15 protein-coding genes are annotated in these 14,941 nt (G+C 61.7%); 12 read left to right on the top strand and 3 right to left on the bottom strand.

Going from position 1 to position 14,941, the window contains the following annotated elements; all coding sequences use genetic code 11:
• Positions 1-2 precede the first annotated feature (2 nt).
• The 3 genes from cobN to AS026_RS19440 are packed head-to-tail and all read left to right on the top strand — an operon-like array spanning position 3 to position 4,829.
• On the top strand, positions 3-3,770 hold the full coding sequence (gene cobN, locus AS026_RS19450; protein ID WP_062371163.1) for a cobaltochelatase subunit CobN: 3,768 nt from the start codon (positions 3-5) through the stop codon (positions 3,768-3,770).
• Position 3,771: 1 nt separating this feature from the next.
• Entirely contained in the window at positions 3,772-4,404 is a 633-nt protein-coding gene (gene cobO, locus AS026_RS19445; protein WP_062371161.1) for a cob(I)yrinic acid a,c-diamide adenosyltransferase, read from the top strand.
• Complete coding sequence (locus AS026_RS19440) at positions 4,404-4,829, top strand: EamA family transporter (protein WP_025660709.1); 426 nt, start codon at positions 4,404-4,406, stop codon at positions 4,827-4,829. Before cobO ends, AS026_RS19440 begins: the two co-directional genes overlap by 1 nt.
• Here AS026_RS19440 and AS026_RS19435 read toward each other — a convergent pair.
• The 3 genes from AS026_RS19435 to AS026_RS19425 form a co-directional block, all read right to left on the bottom strand.
• The gene (locus AS026_RS19435) at positions 4,826-5,629 is read right to left on the bottom strand and encodes a helix-turn-helix domain-containing protein (RefSeq protein WP_205634480.1); all 804 of its coding nucleotides are present in this window, start codon (positions 5,627-5,629) and stop codon (positions 4,826-4,828) included. The genes AS026_RS19440 and AS026_RS19435 overlap by 4 nt on opposite strands.
• A 2-nt stretch (positions 5,630-5,631) precedes the next feature.
• Positions 5,632-5,997, bottom strand: coding sequence for a nuclear transport factor 2 family protein (locus AS026_RS19430; protein WP_062371159.1), 366 nt, complete (start codon positions 5,995-5,997; stop codon positions 5,632-5,634).
• A 98-nt stretch (positions 5,998-6,095) separates the two neighbouring features.
• The gene (locus AS026_RS19425) at positions 6,096-6,881 is read right to left on the bottom strand and encodes a TSUP family transporter (RefSeq protein WP_025660706.1); all 786 of its coding nucleotides are present in this window, start codon (positions 6,879-6,881) and stop codon (positions 6,096-6,098) included.
• Between the two features lie 99 nt (positions 6,882-6,980).
• Here AS026_RS19425 and AS026_RS19420 point away from each other — a divergent pair, with 99 nt between their 5' ends.
• The 9 genes from AS026_RS19420 (at position 6,981) to AS026_RS19380 (ending at position 14,935) form a co-directional block, all read left to right on the top strand.
• On the top strand, positions 6,981-7,400 hold the full coding sequence (locus AS026_RS19420; protein ID WP_018854717.1) for a cobalamin biosynthesis protein: 420 nt from the start codon (positions 6,981-6,983) through the stop codon (positions 7,398-7,400).
• A 74-nt stretch (positions 7,401-7,474) separates the two neighbouring features.
• Positions 7,475-8,425: a nucleoside hydrolase gene (locus tag AS026_RS19415; RefSeq protein ID WP_062371214.1), complete on the top strand. Its 951-nt coding sequence runs from the start codon at positions 7,475-7,477 to the stop codon at positions 8,423-8,425.
• Positions 8,426-8,574: 149 nt separating this feature from the next.
• On the top strand, positions 8,575-9,417 hold the full coding sequence (gene cobA / locus AS026_RS19410; RefSeq protein ID WP_025660704.1) for a uroporphyrinogen-III C-methyltransferase: 843 nt from the start codon (positions 8,575-8,577) through the stop codon (positions 9,415-9,417).
• Positions 9,414-10,721, top strand: a complete 1,308-nt coding sequence (locus tag AS026_RS19405) for a cobyrinic acid a,c-diamide synthase CobB (RefSeq protein ID WP_062371156.1) — start codon at positions 9,414-9,416, stop codon at positions 10,719-10,721. The genes cobA and AS026_RS19405 overlap by 4 nt, the downstream gene beginning before the upstream one ends.
• On the top strand, positions 10,718-11,719 hold the full coding sequence (gene cobD, locus AS026_RS19400; RefSeq protein ID WP_025660702.1) for a threonine-phosphate decarboxylase CobD: 1,002 nt from the start codon (positions 10,718-10,720) through the stop codon (positions 11,717-11,719). The genes AS026_RS19405 and cobD overlap by 4 nt, the downstream gene beginning before the upstream one ends.
• A complete protein-coding gene (cbiB, locus tag AS026_RS19395; RefSeq protein ID WP_062371155.1) occupies positions 11,716-12,696 on the top strand; it encodes an adenosylcobinamide-phosphate synthase CbiB in 981 nt (326 codons plus the stop codon). The genes cobD and cbiB overlap by 4 nt, the downstream gene beginning before the upstream one ends.
• A gap of 171 nt (positions 12,697-12,867) precedes the next feature.
• Positions 12,868-13,146, top strand: a complete 279-nt coding sequence (locus tag AS026_RS19390; protein ID WP_007533215.1) for an acyl carrier protein — start codon at positions 12,868-12,870, stop codon at positions 13,144-13,146.
• A 113-nt stretch (positions 13,147-13,259) separates the two neighbouring features.
• Positions 13,260-13,742: a 3-hydroxyacyl-ACP dehydratase FabZ family protein gene (locus tag AS026_RS19385; protein WP_018854723.1), complete on the top strand. Its 483-nt coding sequence runs from the start codon at positions 13,260-13,262 to the stop codon at positions 13,740-13,742.
• Positions 13,739-14,935, top strand: coding sequence for a beta-ketoacyl-ACP synthase (locus AS026_RS19380; protein WP_062371152.1), 1,197 nt, complete (start codon positions 13,739-13,741; stop codon positions 14,933-14,935). Before AS026_RS19385 ends, AS026_RS19380 begins: the two co-directional genes overlap by 4 nt.
• Positions 14,936-14,941 lie beyond the last annotated feature (6 nt).

Raw genomic sequence — 14,941 nt, 5'->3', positions numbered from 1 at the left:
CGATGCATCTGCTTCTGGCACAGCAGGGAACAATCAGTGACGCCGAGGAGGCGATCGATCTCGGTCAATCGCCCGGCGATGTCCTGTTCCTGTCGGCTGCCGATACCGAGCTTGCCGCGATAGCCGCCGCTTATGACGAACCGTCGGCCGGCTTCTCGCTGCGGCTGGCAAGCCTGATGAGCCTGAAGCATCCAATGTCGGTCGATGCCTATATCGAGCGGACGGCCCGCCACTCCAAGCTGATCGTCGTGAGGGCGCTGGGTGGCGCCAGCTACTTCCACTATGCGCTGGAGGCCCTCCATACGGCGGCAGCTCGATCTGGCGCGTTCATCGCCGTGCTGCCCGGAGATTCGAAGTCCGATGCGGGGTTGACACCATTTTCGAATGTACCGCTTGAAGACCTGAACGCCCTTTGGGCCTATCTCATCGAAGGCGGCGATGCCAATTCGCGGGCGTTTCTGGACTATGCCGGTGCGATGCTCTCGGGAACTGAAAAGCCGGAGGCGGCATCGCCGCTGATGAAGGCTGGGATCTGGTGGCCGGGCAAGGGCGTCGTCGGCGTCGAAGAGTGGAGGTCGGCGTGCGACGAACGGGTGCGCTTCGTACAGGGAGTGTCACAAACGCCTGTGGTCGCGGTCAGCTTCTATCGCGCGCTCGTGCAAAGCGGAGAGACCAAGCCTGTCGAAGCCTTGATCGATACGCTGCTGGCTGAAGGCATCCGGCCGCTGCCGGTGTTTGCTTACAGCCTCAAGGATCCTGTCTCGAAGGGCATTCTCGAAAGTGTTTTTAACGCCATCAAGCCCGAGGTGGTGATCAATACGACAGGCTTTGCCGTGTCTGCGCCTGGTGCGGATCGCGAGCAGACCGTGCTCGAGGCGAACGACGCGGTGGTGCTTCAGGCGATCTTTTCGGCGTCGTCGCGCCAAGCTTGGGCCGCGTCCTCGCAGGGGCTCTCCGCACGCGACCTTGGAATGAATGTTGCGCTGCCGGAGGTTGACGGACGGGTGCTTGCCCGAGCGGTTTCGTTCAAGTCGGCATCGCGCTACGACGCGCGCGTCGAGGCCAATATTGTCAGCAGCGAGCCGGATATCGAGCGGATGCGCTATACAGCGCGGCTTGCAGCCAACTGGGCCAATCTGCGGACGACACCCGTCGGCAAGAGACACATCGCTCTTGTCATGGCGAACTATCCGAACCGCGATGGCAGACTCGGTAACGGCGTCGGGTTGGACACGCCCGCCGGCACCGTCGAGGTGCTGAAGGCAATGGGTGGCGCCGGCTATCCAGTCGCGGATATTCCCGATGATGGCGATGCGCTGATACGACGCCTGATGGAAGGGCCGACAAGTTCAGGACAGGATGGGAAGCTTGTTCGCGAATCGCTTTCAGTGAGTCGATACAAGGCTTTCTTCGGAAGTCTTCCCAAAAAGATTCAGGATGAAATCTGTGGGCGTTGGGGCGCACCCGAGGCCGATCCCTATGTCGTGGAGGGCGCTTTTGCGCTGCCGTTCATGCGTCTTGGTGAGCTGCTGGTCGGCATCCAGCCGGCGCGCGGCTACAACGTCGATCCAAAGGAAAGCTACCATTCCCCGGATCTCGTGCCACCGCATGGCTATCTTGCCTTTTACGCTTTCCTTCGCCACGAATTCGGTGCCCACGCCGTTATTCACATGGGCAAGCACGGCAATCTGGAATGGCTGCCGGGCAAGGCGCTGGCTTTGTCAGTGGAATGCTACCCCGAAGCTGTCCTCGGCCCCATGCCGCATCTTTATCCCTTCATCGTCAACGATCCCGGCGAGGGGACGCAAGCCAAGCGTCGCGCCGGCGCCGTGATCATCGATCATCTGACGCCGCCGCTGACGCGTGCCGAGAGCTACGGGCCGCTCAAGGATCTGGAAGCGCTGGTCGACGAATACTACGAGGCGTCGGGCGGTGATCCGCGCCGCATCCGGCTTCTCAGCAAGCAGATCCTCGATCTCGTGGCCGACATCGGCCTCGATCGCGATGCCGGCATTGACAAGGGTGAGAGCGAGACGGAGGCTTTGAAGAAGCTCGACGCCTATCTCTGCGATCTCAAGGAGATGCAGATCCGCGACGGCCTGCATGTTTTCGGCGTCTCGCCGCAGGGACGGTTGCTGACGGATCTGACGGTCGCGCTGGCCCGGGTTCCGCGCGGGCTCGGACAGGGAGGTGACCGTAGCCTTCAGCGTGCGATTGCCGCGGATCTCGACTTGGCGTTCGACCCGCTCGATTGCGATATGGCCGAGGCCTGGGCTGGACCGCATCCGGATTTTCTCGTGGGCATCACGGACGCTGTCTGGCGAACGAACGGCGATACAGTCGAGCGGATCGAACTTCTTGCCGCAAAGCTGGTGGCAGCTGAGTTCACCTGCCCGGAGGACTGGGCAGCGACGCGCGCCGTTCTCGCGGAGATCGAGATGCGGCTCAGGCCAGCCATTCTCGCCTGTGGGACGGCGGAGATCGAAGGTCTACTCCGCGGGCTCGATGGGCGCTTCGTGCCGCCCGGTCCGTCAGGTGCGCCCACGCGAGGACGTCCCGATGTGCTGCCGACAGGGCGGAATTTCTACTCGGTCGACAGCCGTGCCGTGCCGACGCCGGCGGCCTACGAGCTCGGGAAGAAGTCCGCTGAACTCGTGATCCGCCGTTACGTGCAGGATCACGGCGAATGGCCGGTCTCCTTCGGCCTGACCGCCTGGGGCACCTCGAACATGCGCACGGGCGGCGATGACATCGCCCAGGCTCTGGCCTTAATCGGCGTGAAGCCGGTGTGGGACATGACCTCGCGGCGCGTCACCGGCTATGAAATCATCCCGCCCGCATTGCTACGGCATCCGCGTGTCGATGTGACGCTGCGTATCTCAGGCTTCTTCCGGGATGCCTTTCCGGAACAGATTGCACTGTTCGACAAGGCAATCCGTGCCGTCGGGGCGCTGGAAGAAGATGCTACCGACAACCCGATTGCGCAGCGCATGCGCGGCGAGGCTGCACGGCTTGAAGCGGCCGGACTGGACCCGGCCCAAGCAAGCCGTCGGGCCGGCTATCGCGTTTTCGGCTCGAAGCCAGGCGCCTACGGTGCCGGCTTGCAGGCATTGATCGACGAGAAGGGATGGGAAAGCCGGGCCGATCTCGCTGAAGCCTATCTCGTGTGGGGAAGCTACGCTTATGGCGCCGGCGAAGAGGGCCGGGCAGAGCGTGGCGTCTTCGAAGAGCGCCTGCGCTCGATCCAGGCGGTCGTGCAGAACCAGGACAATCGCGAGCACGACCTTCTTGATAGCGACGATTATTACCAGTTCGAGGGCGGTATGGCGGCTGCGGCCGAAATGCTCGCGGGTGATCGGCCAGCGATCTACCATAACGATCACTCCAGGCCCGAGAAGCCGGTGATCCGGTCTTTGGAAGAGGAGATCGGGCGTGTCGTGCGCGGCCGTGTCGTCAATCCGAAGTGGATCGTCGGCGTCATGCGCCATGGCTACAAGGGCGCTTTCGAGATCGCCGCGACCGTCGACTACCTCTTTGCCTTTGCGGCAACGACGGGCGCTGTGGGCAATCATCATTTCGAAGCCGTCTACCAGGCCTTCGTGGTTGATCCGAAGGTGCGCGAGTTCATGATCGAGAAGAACCCAGCCGCCTTCGAGGATATCAAGGAGCGGCTGCTCGAGGCCATCGATCGCCATCTCTGGACGCCGCGCAGCAATTCCGCGCGCTTCGACCTTTCAGACACATTCAAGCTTGCATCCGGGGAGAATTGAGATGACCGCCGAAAATACCGAAACCGCTGGCCACGACGACGCGCGCCACGCCGAGAAGATGGCGAAGAAGAAGGCCGCCCGCGACAAGATCATGGCGACGAAGACGGACGAAAAGGGCCTCATCATCGTCCATACCGGCAAGGGCAAGGGCAAGTCGTCCTCCGCGTTCGGGATGATTTTCCGGCATATCGCGCACAGAAAGCCGTCTGCCGTCGTTCAGTTCATCAAGGGCGCGATGTGGACCGGCGAGCGCGACCTGATCGAAAAGCACTTCTCCGACATCTGCCAGTTCCACACCATGGGCGAGGGCTTCACCTGGGAGACGCAGGATCGCGCTCGCGATGTGGCTGCGGCTGGTGCAGCCTGGGAGAAGGCGAAAGAACTGATCCGCGACGAACGGAATTCGATGGTGCTCCTCGACGAGATCAATATAGCGTTACGCTACGACTACCTCGATATCAACGAAGTGGTCGAGTTCCTGAAGAACGAGAAGCCGTATATGACCCACGTCGTCCTGACCGGGCGCAACGCCAAGGATGAGCTGATCGAGATCGCCGATCTCGTCACCGAGATGGAGCTGGTCAAGCATCCGTTCCGTTCCGGCATCAAGGGACAGCCCGGCGTGGAGTTCTGATGACACAGAGTTGGATTTTCTGGGCGGTGCTTTCGGCGGCGTTTGCTGCGTTGACGGCGATCTTTGCAAAGATCGGCGTCGTCGGCATCAATTCCGATCTCGCCACGCTGATCCGCACTGTCGTTATCGTCTTCATCATCAGCGCCATTGTTGTGGCAACCGGGCAATGGCAGCCCTTCTCCAGCATTTCAGGCAAGACCTGGCTTTTCCTTTGCCTTTCAGGGGCCGCGACGGGCGCCTCGTGGCTTGCCTATTTCCGCGCACTGAAGATCGGCGATGCCGCACGCGTCGCGCCGATCGACAAGCTTTCCATCGTTCTTGTCGCGGTTTTCGGCGTCGTCTTTCTCGGTGAAAAGCTCAATCTCATGAACTGGCTCGGCGTAAGCCTGATTGCCGGCGGGGCGCTCTTGCTCGCCTTGTTCTAGCCGCTCGCCTGTGCCGTTGTTGCGAGAAGTCTTGCCGTTTGCTCGTTCGCGGGGAAAAAGGATTCGATCGCAAGTTCGGAAAGGGTGACGTCCACGGGCGTGCCGAAAACAGTGGTTGTCGAAAGGAAAGAGAGCAGGCCTGCTTCCGTTTCCAGTTCGAGCGGCACGGCGATGCCGGCATAGTCGGCTTTCCTGCTCGTCTCCGGCCGGCCACCGCTTAGCGGGTAGGCGGACAATTCCTTCAGCAGTTCGCCGAGAATCGGATCTCCCGTGGCCGAAATCTGTTGGTGCAGCCGCTCGAGGAGATGTGCGCGCCATTCCGGCAGATTGACAATCTTCGGCGCCAGCCCATCGGGATGCAGGCTGAGGCGGAGAACGTTGATTGGCCCTTTCCGCAAAGCGCGATCCCTGACGCCCTCAAGAAGCGGGGCGATCGCGTCATTGGCGGCAATCAATGTCCAGTGCCGGTCGATCGCAAGGGCGGGGTAGGGCTCGTGTCCCTTGAGGATCATGTCGACTGCCTGCCGCGCCGGTCGAAGGGTCGGATCGTCGAGCGAACGCTCGGAAAACAGCGGCGCAAAACCTGCGGCCAGCAGCAGCGGATTGCGATCCCTGAGCGGCACGCCGAGCCGTTCGACCAGATGCAGCAGCATGTCGCGGCTTGGGATCGACCGCCCGCTCTCGATGAAACTCAGATGTCTCTGCGAGATTTCGGCCTCCAAGGCGAGGGCGAGCTGGCTCATTCGGCGCTTCTGCCGCCAGTCGCGCAGATAGTCCCCAAGGGAGCGGGCGGGCGTCATCATCATGCGGCTTCCGGGAGTTGGTCGATGAAGCCGTGCACGGATTTCAGTCGTCCACCTTCGAGCACCGCGAAATCGGTGCCCTTGATGAGGTGTTCCCCGCCCGTCGGTCCGAGATCCCACGAGAAGCGCAGGTTGTCGCCGTAGCCATCGGCGGTGCCGACGAGTTCGAACCGGAAACCCGGGAAGCGCGCATGCACGGCTTCAACAAGTGCGTTGATCTGCTCATGGCCTTCGCCGCGCATCAAGGGATCGATATAGGTTGCCGCTTCATGCCAGCTTTCCGCGATCAAGGCGGTGCGGCGGGTCGCATCCGTCTCGTTCCAGATCGCGATGTAGCGCTGGGCTTCGGTGTTCGCATCGGTCATCAGATCATCTCCTGTTGGCGCCTGGTTCGTCCAGACATCGCGATCATGGAGAAGCGCCGGCGCCTCATCAATTACGCCGGAGGTAATCGGACGCGGCGTCAGATTTCAAGCCAGATACGGATGGGATTGGCCGGGTCGGCCAGAAGCTTGATCGTGAAGGCGACGCAGACGATGACGAGCAGCGGCTTGATCAGGCGGGCGCCGGTGCGCATAGCAAGCCGGGAGCCGAGCTGCGCCCCCAGAAATTGGCAGACGCCCATCATCAAGCCGATCTTCCAAAGGATCGCACCGAAGGAAATGAAGACGATGAGCGCGCCGATATTCGAGCCGAGGTTCAGAAGCTTGGTGTGCGCCGTTGCCTTCAACATGCCGAAGCCGGCAAGGGATACGAAGGACAGCATGAAGAAGGAGCCGGCACCAGGACCAAAGACGCCATCGTAGAATCCGATTGCCGGAACCAGCGTCAGGCCGAAGACGAAGGGCGTCATGCGGCGATGCTTGTCGACATCATTCAGGTTCGGCTTCAAGGCAAAATAGAGAGCGATTGCCACAAGCAGGATCGGCATGACCGCGCGCAGCACTTCGCCCGGAACGACCGTTGCCAAGGCGGCGCCGAGAGAGCCGCCGAGGACTGCCATCAAGGCCATCGGCAATTGCGTGCGCAGATGCACGTGTCCCTTTCGGGCATAGGCGATCGTGGCGGAAGCTGCCCCGAATACGGATTGCACCTTGTTGGAGCCCAGCGTTTGCAGCGGAGGAATACCGGCAATCAGCATCGCCGGGACCGTGATCAGGCCACCGCCGCCCGCGATGGAATCGACGAAGCCGGCGAAAAAGCCAGCTGCAGCCAGCATGAATAGCAGATGAGGGGCAAGGTCAGACAAGGAGGGAGAACTCTGGAATGTGGTACGCGGCGCATGTTGCATTTCCAGCCCCGTGCTGCAATGGCTTGAGGAACACAGGGGCGGGTTTCATTGTCGCATGTGACCGAAATTGTATTCGATGGGACGCGCCGGTACGTGCTCGGTCTCGGCTGCGAGCGCGGAACGCCTGAAAACGAGGTGAGCGAGCTTGCCAGCGCGGCGTTGACGGCGGCGGGTATCGACCCCGGTGAGCTGGCGGCCGTTGCGTCGATCGATACGCGATGCAATGAGCCCGCGATCCTTGCAGCAGCGCGCCGCCTTGGCGTGCCGTTCTTGCTCTTCGCTCCGGCACGGCTCGAGGAAGAAACGCCGCGGCTGAAAAATCCTTCGGCAGTCGTCTTCGCCCGAGTGGGGTGTCACGGGGTTGCCGAATCGGCTGCGTTGGCGGCGATTGGGCCGCATGCGGAACTCGTCGTTCCGAAGACCAAGTCACGACGCGCCACCGCTGCGATCGCGTGCGCCCTGTTGCAGAAAGAATAGTGGACGCTATGGTGGCCGCCGACTTCGCGGCGCCGTCCGGCTGCCCTGCGACAATAACGAAAAGAGGCACACTCATGCACAAGGTCATTTATGACACGGATCCGGGCGTCGATGATGCAATGGCTCTGCTTTTTCTGCACCGCCATCCCGAGATCGATCTGCTTGGAATCACCACCGTATTCGGCAACGCGTCGGTGGAGACGACGACGCGCAACGCGCTGTTCCTGAAGCGTGAGTGGAACATTCCCGCTCCGGTCGCCAAGGGCGCCAGCGTGACGATCGATCCAGCGCGCACAGAGGGGGCATGGCCGACCTTCGTGCACGGCGAGAACGGCCTCGGCAACATCGAAGTGCCCGAAACGATCGATCTGCCGCTCGATTCGCGTCCCGCTCACCGCTTCATCATCGATACCGTCCGCGCCCACCCGGGCGAGGTCAGACTGGTTGCCGTCGGTCGCATGACCAACCTGGCGATGGCGCTCAAGGAAGATCCGGAGATTGCGGGCCTCGTGAAGGACGTCGTCATCATGGGCGGCAACTTCTACGTTCCGGGCAACGTGTCGCCGGTCGCGGAAGCCAACATCCATGGGGATCCGGAAGCGGCCAACATCGTCCTGACCGCGCCCTGGAAGGTTGCCGTCATTGGCCTCGACGTGACCGCGATCACGACGATGAGCCGCGGCTATCTTGCCGACGTCGCGGCCAAGGGCGACAGCGCCGTAAAGCTGTTGAACGATCTTTCACAGGACTACATCGACTTCTACAAGCACGCAGTCGAAGACGGCATGATGGTTCACGACAGCTGTGCCTGCGTCTACTTAATCGCACCCGAGCGGTTCTCGACAATCAGCGGCCCGGTGCGCGTCGTCTGCGGCGGCATTGCCGATGGGCAGACAATCGTGAAACCGGACGGCCGCCGCTTCCCGCCGGGCGATTGGGACGGCCTGCCGAGCCAGGTCGTCTGCACCGGCATCGAGTCCGAAAAGGTGATCAGTCTCATACGCGACACGCTTCTGCGTGGGTGAGAACTTCGCCCGGTCGCACGTCGGCTGGGCGTGAAACCTTTCTTGCCGCAAGAGGAGACGGAATGGTTGGAGGACGTGTGCCTTTCACATCTGTCTCGAGCGCGATCAGCGGCGTTGACCTTGCCTGCGACGGGGCATAGATCATGCCAATGATCGAAGCTGCGTTTTCACATCTGCCGGCTCTTGAGCCGGGCAGCGTTTGGCTTGTTGGTGCGGGCCCAGGCGAGCCCGGATTGCTGACGCTTCTTGCCGTCAAGGGATTGGCGGAGGCGGATGTCGTGGTTCACGATGCGCTCGTGAACGTCGATTGCCTGAAGCTTGCACGACCCGACGCCTTGTTGGAATATGCTGGAAAGCGTGGCGGCAAGCCGTCCGCCAAGCAGCGCGACATTTCCCTGCGGCTGGTCGAACTCGCCCACGCAGGCAAGCGCGTCCTGCGCCTCAAGGGCGGCGATCCCTTCGTCTTCGGGCGCGGTGGCGAGGAGGCGTTGACGCTAGTCGAGCACAATGTCCCGTTCCGTATCGTACCGGGCATTACCGCGGGTATCGGCGGGCTGGCCTATGCTGGCATTCCCGTCACGCACAGGGATGTCAACCATGCGGTGACGTTCCTGACGGGACACGATTCCTCGGGCATCGTACCGGATGCGATCAATTGGGAAGCCATCGGCAAGGGCTCGCCTGTTATCGTCATGTATATGGCGATGAAGCATATCGATCAGATCAGCAAGAAGCTCGTCGCCGCTGGGCGATCGCCATCGGAACCGGTTGCCTTCGTCTGCAACGCATCGACCGGCCTCCAACAGGTGCTAGAAACCACGCTCGATGAGGCGCCGGCCGCTGTTGCAGCCTCCGGCCTCGAACCGCCGGCGATCGTGGTGGTCGGGGAGGTTGTCCGGCTGAGGCCGTCGCTCGATTGGCTGGGGGCGCTTGCAGGACGCAGGCTGCGCCCCGATCCATTCCAGGACTCGAACAGCAGGGAGACGGCATGAGCGGTTTGCTGATTGCGGCCCCGTCCTCCGGATCGGGGAAGACTACGGTGACTCTGGGCCTGCTGCGTGCGCTTCGTAAGCGCGGCATTGCGGTAGCGCCCGGCAAGGCGGGGCCTGACTATATCGATCCGGCCTTTCATGCGGCGGCCAGCGGCGTTGCCTGCCTCAACTTCGATCCATGGGCGATGCGCGCGGAATTGATCGCCGCCAATGCGACCCTGCATCGCTCTGGCGACCGCGTCCTCGTTATCGAGGCGATGATGGGGCTTTTCGACGGCGCGACCGACGGGAAGGGTACTGCGGCCGACCTTGCTGCCATGCTTGGTCTTTCCGTCGTGCTTGTCGTCGATGCGTCGCACATGTCGCAGTCGGTGGCTGCACTGGTAACGGGATTTGCGGGTTTTCGCGCGGATGTTCGCGTCGCCGGCGTCATTCTCAATAAGGTTGGCGGCGAACGCCACGAGATGATGCTGCGCAAGGCGCTCGATGAGATCCGCATGCCGATTGTTGCCGTCGTCCGCCGTGACAATGACATCGCTCTTCCCGAGAGGCATCTCGGCCTCGTCCTGGCGGGAGAGCATGATATGCTTGAAAGCTTCATCGAGCATGCTGCCGATGCGGTGTCCGACGAATGCAATTTCGAGTTCCTGCTGCGCATTGCGCGCCAGGGGCTCAATCGCCCGTCCACTGCCAACATTCCTCGGTTGCCGCCGCTCGGCAGCAGGATAGCAGTGGCGCGCGACATCGCCTTTGCCTTCTCCTACGAGCACATGCTGCTTGGTTGGCGTCGGCGCGGTGCAGAAATCTCGTTCTTCTCGCCGCTTGCGGACGAGGCGCCGGATCCGGCGGCAGATGCGATCTATCTTCCGGGCGGCTATCCGGAGCTCCACCCCGGACGTATTGCGGCGGCCGCCAATTTCCGGGCCAAAGTGCTCGACGCCGCCAACAGGGGCGTGCGCATCTACGGGGAGTGCGGCGGATACATGGTTCTCGGCGAAGGGCTGATCGACGGGGCCAGCGTCCGTCATGAGATGCTCGGCCTCTTGCCTGTGGTGACCAGCTACGAGGAGCGCAAACGCCACCTGGGTTATCGCCGCGTGAAGCCATTGAACGGCGCCTATTTTGAGCTGCCTATGACCGCGCATGAGTTTCATTATTCGGCCGTGGTTTCCGAGGGTGAAGCCGATCGTCTCTTCCAGGTGACGGACGCGTTGGGCAATGACCTTGGACAAGCCGGGCTCCAGCGCGGGCAGATCGCAGGGTCCTACATGCATCTGATCGACCTTGCCGAGGGGGCAAGATGAACGCCCCGATTGTTCATGGAGGTGGCATCACGGCTGCCGCCGCAATGTACGGCGGCGAGGCAGAGCAGTGGCTTGACCTTTCGACGGGTATCAACCCGTGCCCGGTATCACTGCCGGCTATCCCAATGCGCGCCTGGCATCGCCTGCCCGACAAGCATCTCATCGATCGCGCGCGTGCGGCGGCGCGAGACTATTATCGCAGCTGCGACATCCTCCCGCTGCCTGTTCCCGGTACGCAATCGGTTATCCAGCTATTGCCGCGGCTCTTTGATGTTGCCGGACGGGTTGCCATTCTGGCTCCGACCTACGGCGAATATGAGCGCGCCTTCCGGATGGCAGGCCATTCCGTGGATCTGGTCTCCGGTCTGGATGACGTCAAAGCCGGTCACGCAATTGTCGTCATCGTCAATCCGAACAACCCCGATGGTCGCGTCTACGCTCCGGAGAAGGTCGTAGTATTCAGTGAAGAGATGAGGACCAGAGGAGGTTTCGTCGTTGTGGATGAAGCCTTCGGCGATACATGCCCCGAGATGAGCCTGGCGCCGTTTGCCTCGCGGCTGCCGAATGTTCTCGTCTCTCGTTCCTTTGGCAAGTTCTTCGGGCTGGCAGGGTTGCGCCTGGGATTTGCCGTCGCCGCTCCGCAAATCCTGGCGCAACTCGAAGACCTGCTTGGGCCGTGGTCGGTGTCCGGTCCCGCGCTTTCGATCGCAACCGATCTCCTTGCATCGGATCTGGCCCCGATACAGCTGCGGATCTCCGAGAGGGCCGATGCGCTACGCACGATTCTCGAGCAAGGCAGTCTAAGCATTGTCGGAGGAACGCACCTCTTTGCACTCGTCGATCACGAGCAAGCCGCCGAGCTGCACCGGCATCTATGCCAGCATCGCATTCTGGTTCGCAAATTCGATTATCAGCCGCGTTGGCTGCGTTTCGGTCTCGCCGCCGATGCGGCCGGCGACCAACGGCTATCTGATGCACTGCAGAGTTATAGATCATGACATTTGACCATAATCTTCTTGTGCTGGTTCTCGCGCTTCTGCTCGACAGGATTGTCGGGGACCCAGATGCGCTGTGGATGCGCATGCCGCACCCCGTTGCGCTCTTCGGGAACGCGATCTCTCGAGTCGACCGGATGTTCAATCGCACGGAACTTCACAAGCGCGTGCGGCGCCGCAACGGCGTCTGGTCTATCGCCGGCCTTTTGATCCTCAGTGCCGCTGCGGGTTTCGTCTTGCATCGCTTCTTCTCGTTGTTCGGCCTGATCGGGATCCTCCTTGAAGTTGTTTGCGTTGCCGTCTTCATGGCGCAGAAGAGCCTTGCCGATCATGTGGAGGCCGTTGCCGCCGGATTGAAAACCGAAGGCATCAGTGGCGGCCGGCTGGCTGTTTCGCGGATTGTCGGGCGTGATCCGGAAACACTGGACGAGCCCGCCGTCTGCCGTGCGGCAATCGAAAGCCTGGCCGAGAATTTCTCGGATGGCGTGGTTGCTCCAGCGCTGTGGTACGCCGTTTTTGGCTTACCCGGCCTATTCGCCTACAAGATGCTGAACACGGCGGACTCGATGATCGGACACAAGTCCGACAGGTATACCGATTTCGGCTGGGCGGCTGCTCGGTTGGACGATTTTGCCAACTGGCCGGCTGCGCGCCTTTCGATTTTCCTGATTGCGGCCGGGGCCTGGCTGCGGCGAGGGAGCGCCGCCTGCCGGGAAGCGCTGCGTATTGCCGCCCGCGACGGCGGCCTGCATCGCTCTCCCAATTCCGGCCGGCCGGAGGCGGCGATGGCGGGGGCGCTGAATGTGCAACTTGCTGGCCCACGCGTTTATTCCGGGGTTGTCGTCATGGAGCCGATGATCAACGGCAGCGGACGTGAAACGGCAACGGTCGCCGACATCGAGGATGGCGTCTCGGTCTTTTATGCCAGCTGTTCGATCCTTGCGGGGACCGCCCTGGTTCTTTTCCTGGTACTGCTCTGATCGCGAAGGGGTGAGTTCACCCAGCACGCTGTGCGGCAAGCCGCCCGTGTGCTTTGCTGTTTAAGCAACACTGGTCGTGCAAATTGCGTGCCGGGAGGGAGGAAAGCATTGGCTTTTTGAAATGGATTTGCCTATGAGGAGGGTTAACTCGTCATTTCAAGAGGTAAGTGCGTGACCGCCACATTCGATAAAGTTGCCGACATCATTGCAGAAACCAGCGAGATCGATCGCGATACGATCAAGCCGGAAAGCCATACGATCGACGACCTCGGTATCGACAGCCTCGACTTCCTCGATATCGTCTTCGCGATCGACAAGGAATTCGGAATCAAGATCCCGCTCGAGAAGTGGACGCAGGAAGTCAACGAGGGCAAGGTTTCCACGGAAGAATATTTCGTGCTGAAGAACCTCTGTGCCAAGATCGACGAGCTGCGCGCCGCCAAGGCCTGATTGGCGCCGTCATCTTTTTCTCCGCCCTGCCGCTGTTAACCATGGCGGCCGGGCGGTTTCGTTCCTAAGTAGGCCTAGCCGCAGGGCAGGTATCCTTGTGGCCGGAGGATTCGATGCTACTGGAGTACTTCCAGATGATTGACCGCATCGAGGCGGTCAACCTTCAGAAAGGGACGCTCAAGGCGCGCTCTGTCGTGCCTGCGAAAAGCCCGGTCTTTGAAGGTCATTTTCCCGGTATGCCCCTGGTTCCCGGTGTGCTGCTGATCGAAACGATGGCGCAGGCATCCGGCATGCTCGTGCTGGCGGCCACCGATTTTGCCGCAATGCCGTTCCTGATGTCCGTCGACGGGGCCAAGATGCGTACCTTCGTGGAACCCGAGGCGGTGTTGGACATCGAGGCGTTTCTGGAACACGACGGCTCCGGATTTGCGGTAACCAAGGCAAAGATCACGAGCGGCGGTAAGAAGGTCTGCGACGCGCAGCTCAAGCTGCGGACCATGCCTTTCAGCGAGGTTCCGCTTGGAGATATCGTCAAGAAGCGTGCCGCTGAAGTTGGCCTCATGGATGCGATTGCTTCGCAGGGAGTAAATGAATGAGCAAGGCTCAGAATGATGTCGTGATCACGGGCGTCGGCATTGTAACGTGCCAGGGCGTCGGCAAGGAGCCGCATATCGCGCTGCTCACTGCTGAAGGCGCGCCGCAGACAATCGTCGAGCTTGAGAAATTCAAGCCCTATCCGGTCCACCCGCTTCCGGAGATCGACTGGTCGCAGCAGATCGCCAAGCGCGGCGACCAGCGGCAGATGGAAAACTGGCAGCGTATCGGTGTTTTCGCCGCTGGTCTCGCTCTCGATGACGCCGGCTTCAAGGAAGACGCGGAAGCCTGCGGCACCATGGACATGATCGTCGCTGCTGGCGGCGGCGAGCGCGACATCAATGTCGATACGCTGATCGTCGACGAAGGCCTGAAGCGCAACGACCGTGAGGTTCTCCTGAACGAAAAGCTGACGACGGAACTGCGCCCGACGCTATTCCTGGCGCAGCTGTCCAACCTGCTCGCCGGCAACATTTCCATCGTCCACAAGGTTACCGGTTCTTCGCGGACCTTCATGGGCGAGGAGTCCGCCGGCATCTCCGCTGTCGAGACGGCCTTCCATCGCATCAAGTCGGGCGAATCGACGCACGCACTGGTCGGCGGGGCTTATTCGGCGGAACGTCTGGACATGGTCCTCCTGTTCGAGGCGATCAATGTCTACTGCCGCAACGAATGGCAGCCGCTTTGGTCCCGAGATCACGGCGGCGTCATTTCCGGATCGCTCGGCGCGTTCCTCGTCCTGGAGTCGCGCGCGCATGCGGACGCACGTGGCGCGCACATCTATGCGTCGATCTCGTCCATTGAAGGCGATCGCGGCAATCGCAACTCGGGCAACCTCGAGAAGCGCCTTGAGCGATTGCTGGGAACCGCGTCCGACCTTCCGCCGGAGAGCACCGCAATCTTCTCCGGCTCTACGGGCATTCCTGACCTCGCCGGCCGTGAGAAGGCCGTGCTCGAGCGTCATCTGCCTGGCGCCGCTGTTCGCGGCTTCGGCGGTGTCACCGGCCATGGACTTGAGGCGCATTTTACGCTCGGTCTGGCGCTGGGGGCGTTGGCCGTCGACAGTAAGGCGAAGATTCCGGTCTTCGATCAGGCCCATGAAAAGCCGATGGCGGCCGCGACCAAGGCGGCCGTCGTTACTACAGTCGGTCATCAGCGCGGCGAAGGCGTCGCGGTTCTTTCCGCGGAAGCGTGAGGAGTG

This window comes from Rhizobium altiplani (assembly GCF_001542405.1).
GTDB lineage: Bacteria > Pseudomonadota > Alphaproteobacteria > Rhizobiales > Rhizobiaceae > Rhizobium > Rhizobium altiplani.
The sequence above is the reverse complement of the archived record's forward strand: the minus strand, read 5'-3'. Positions and strand labels throughout refer to the sequence as shown.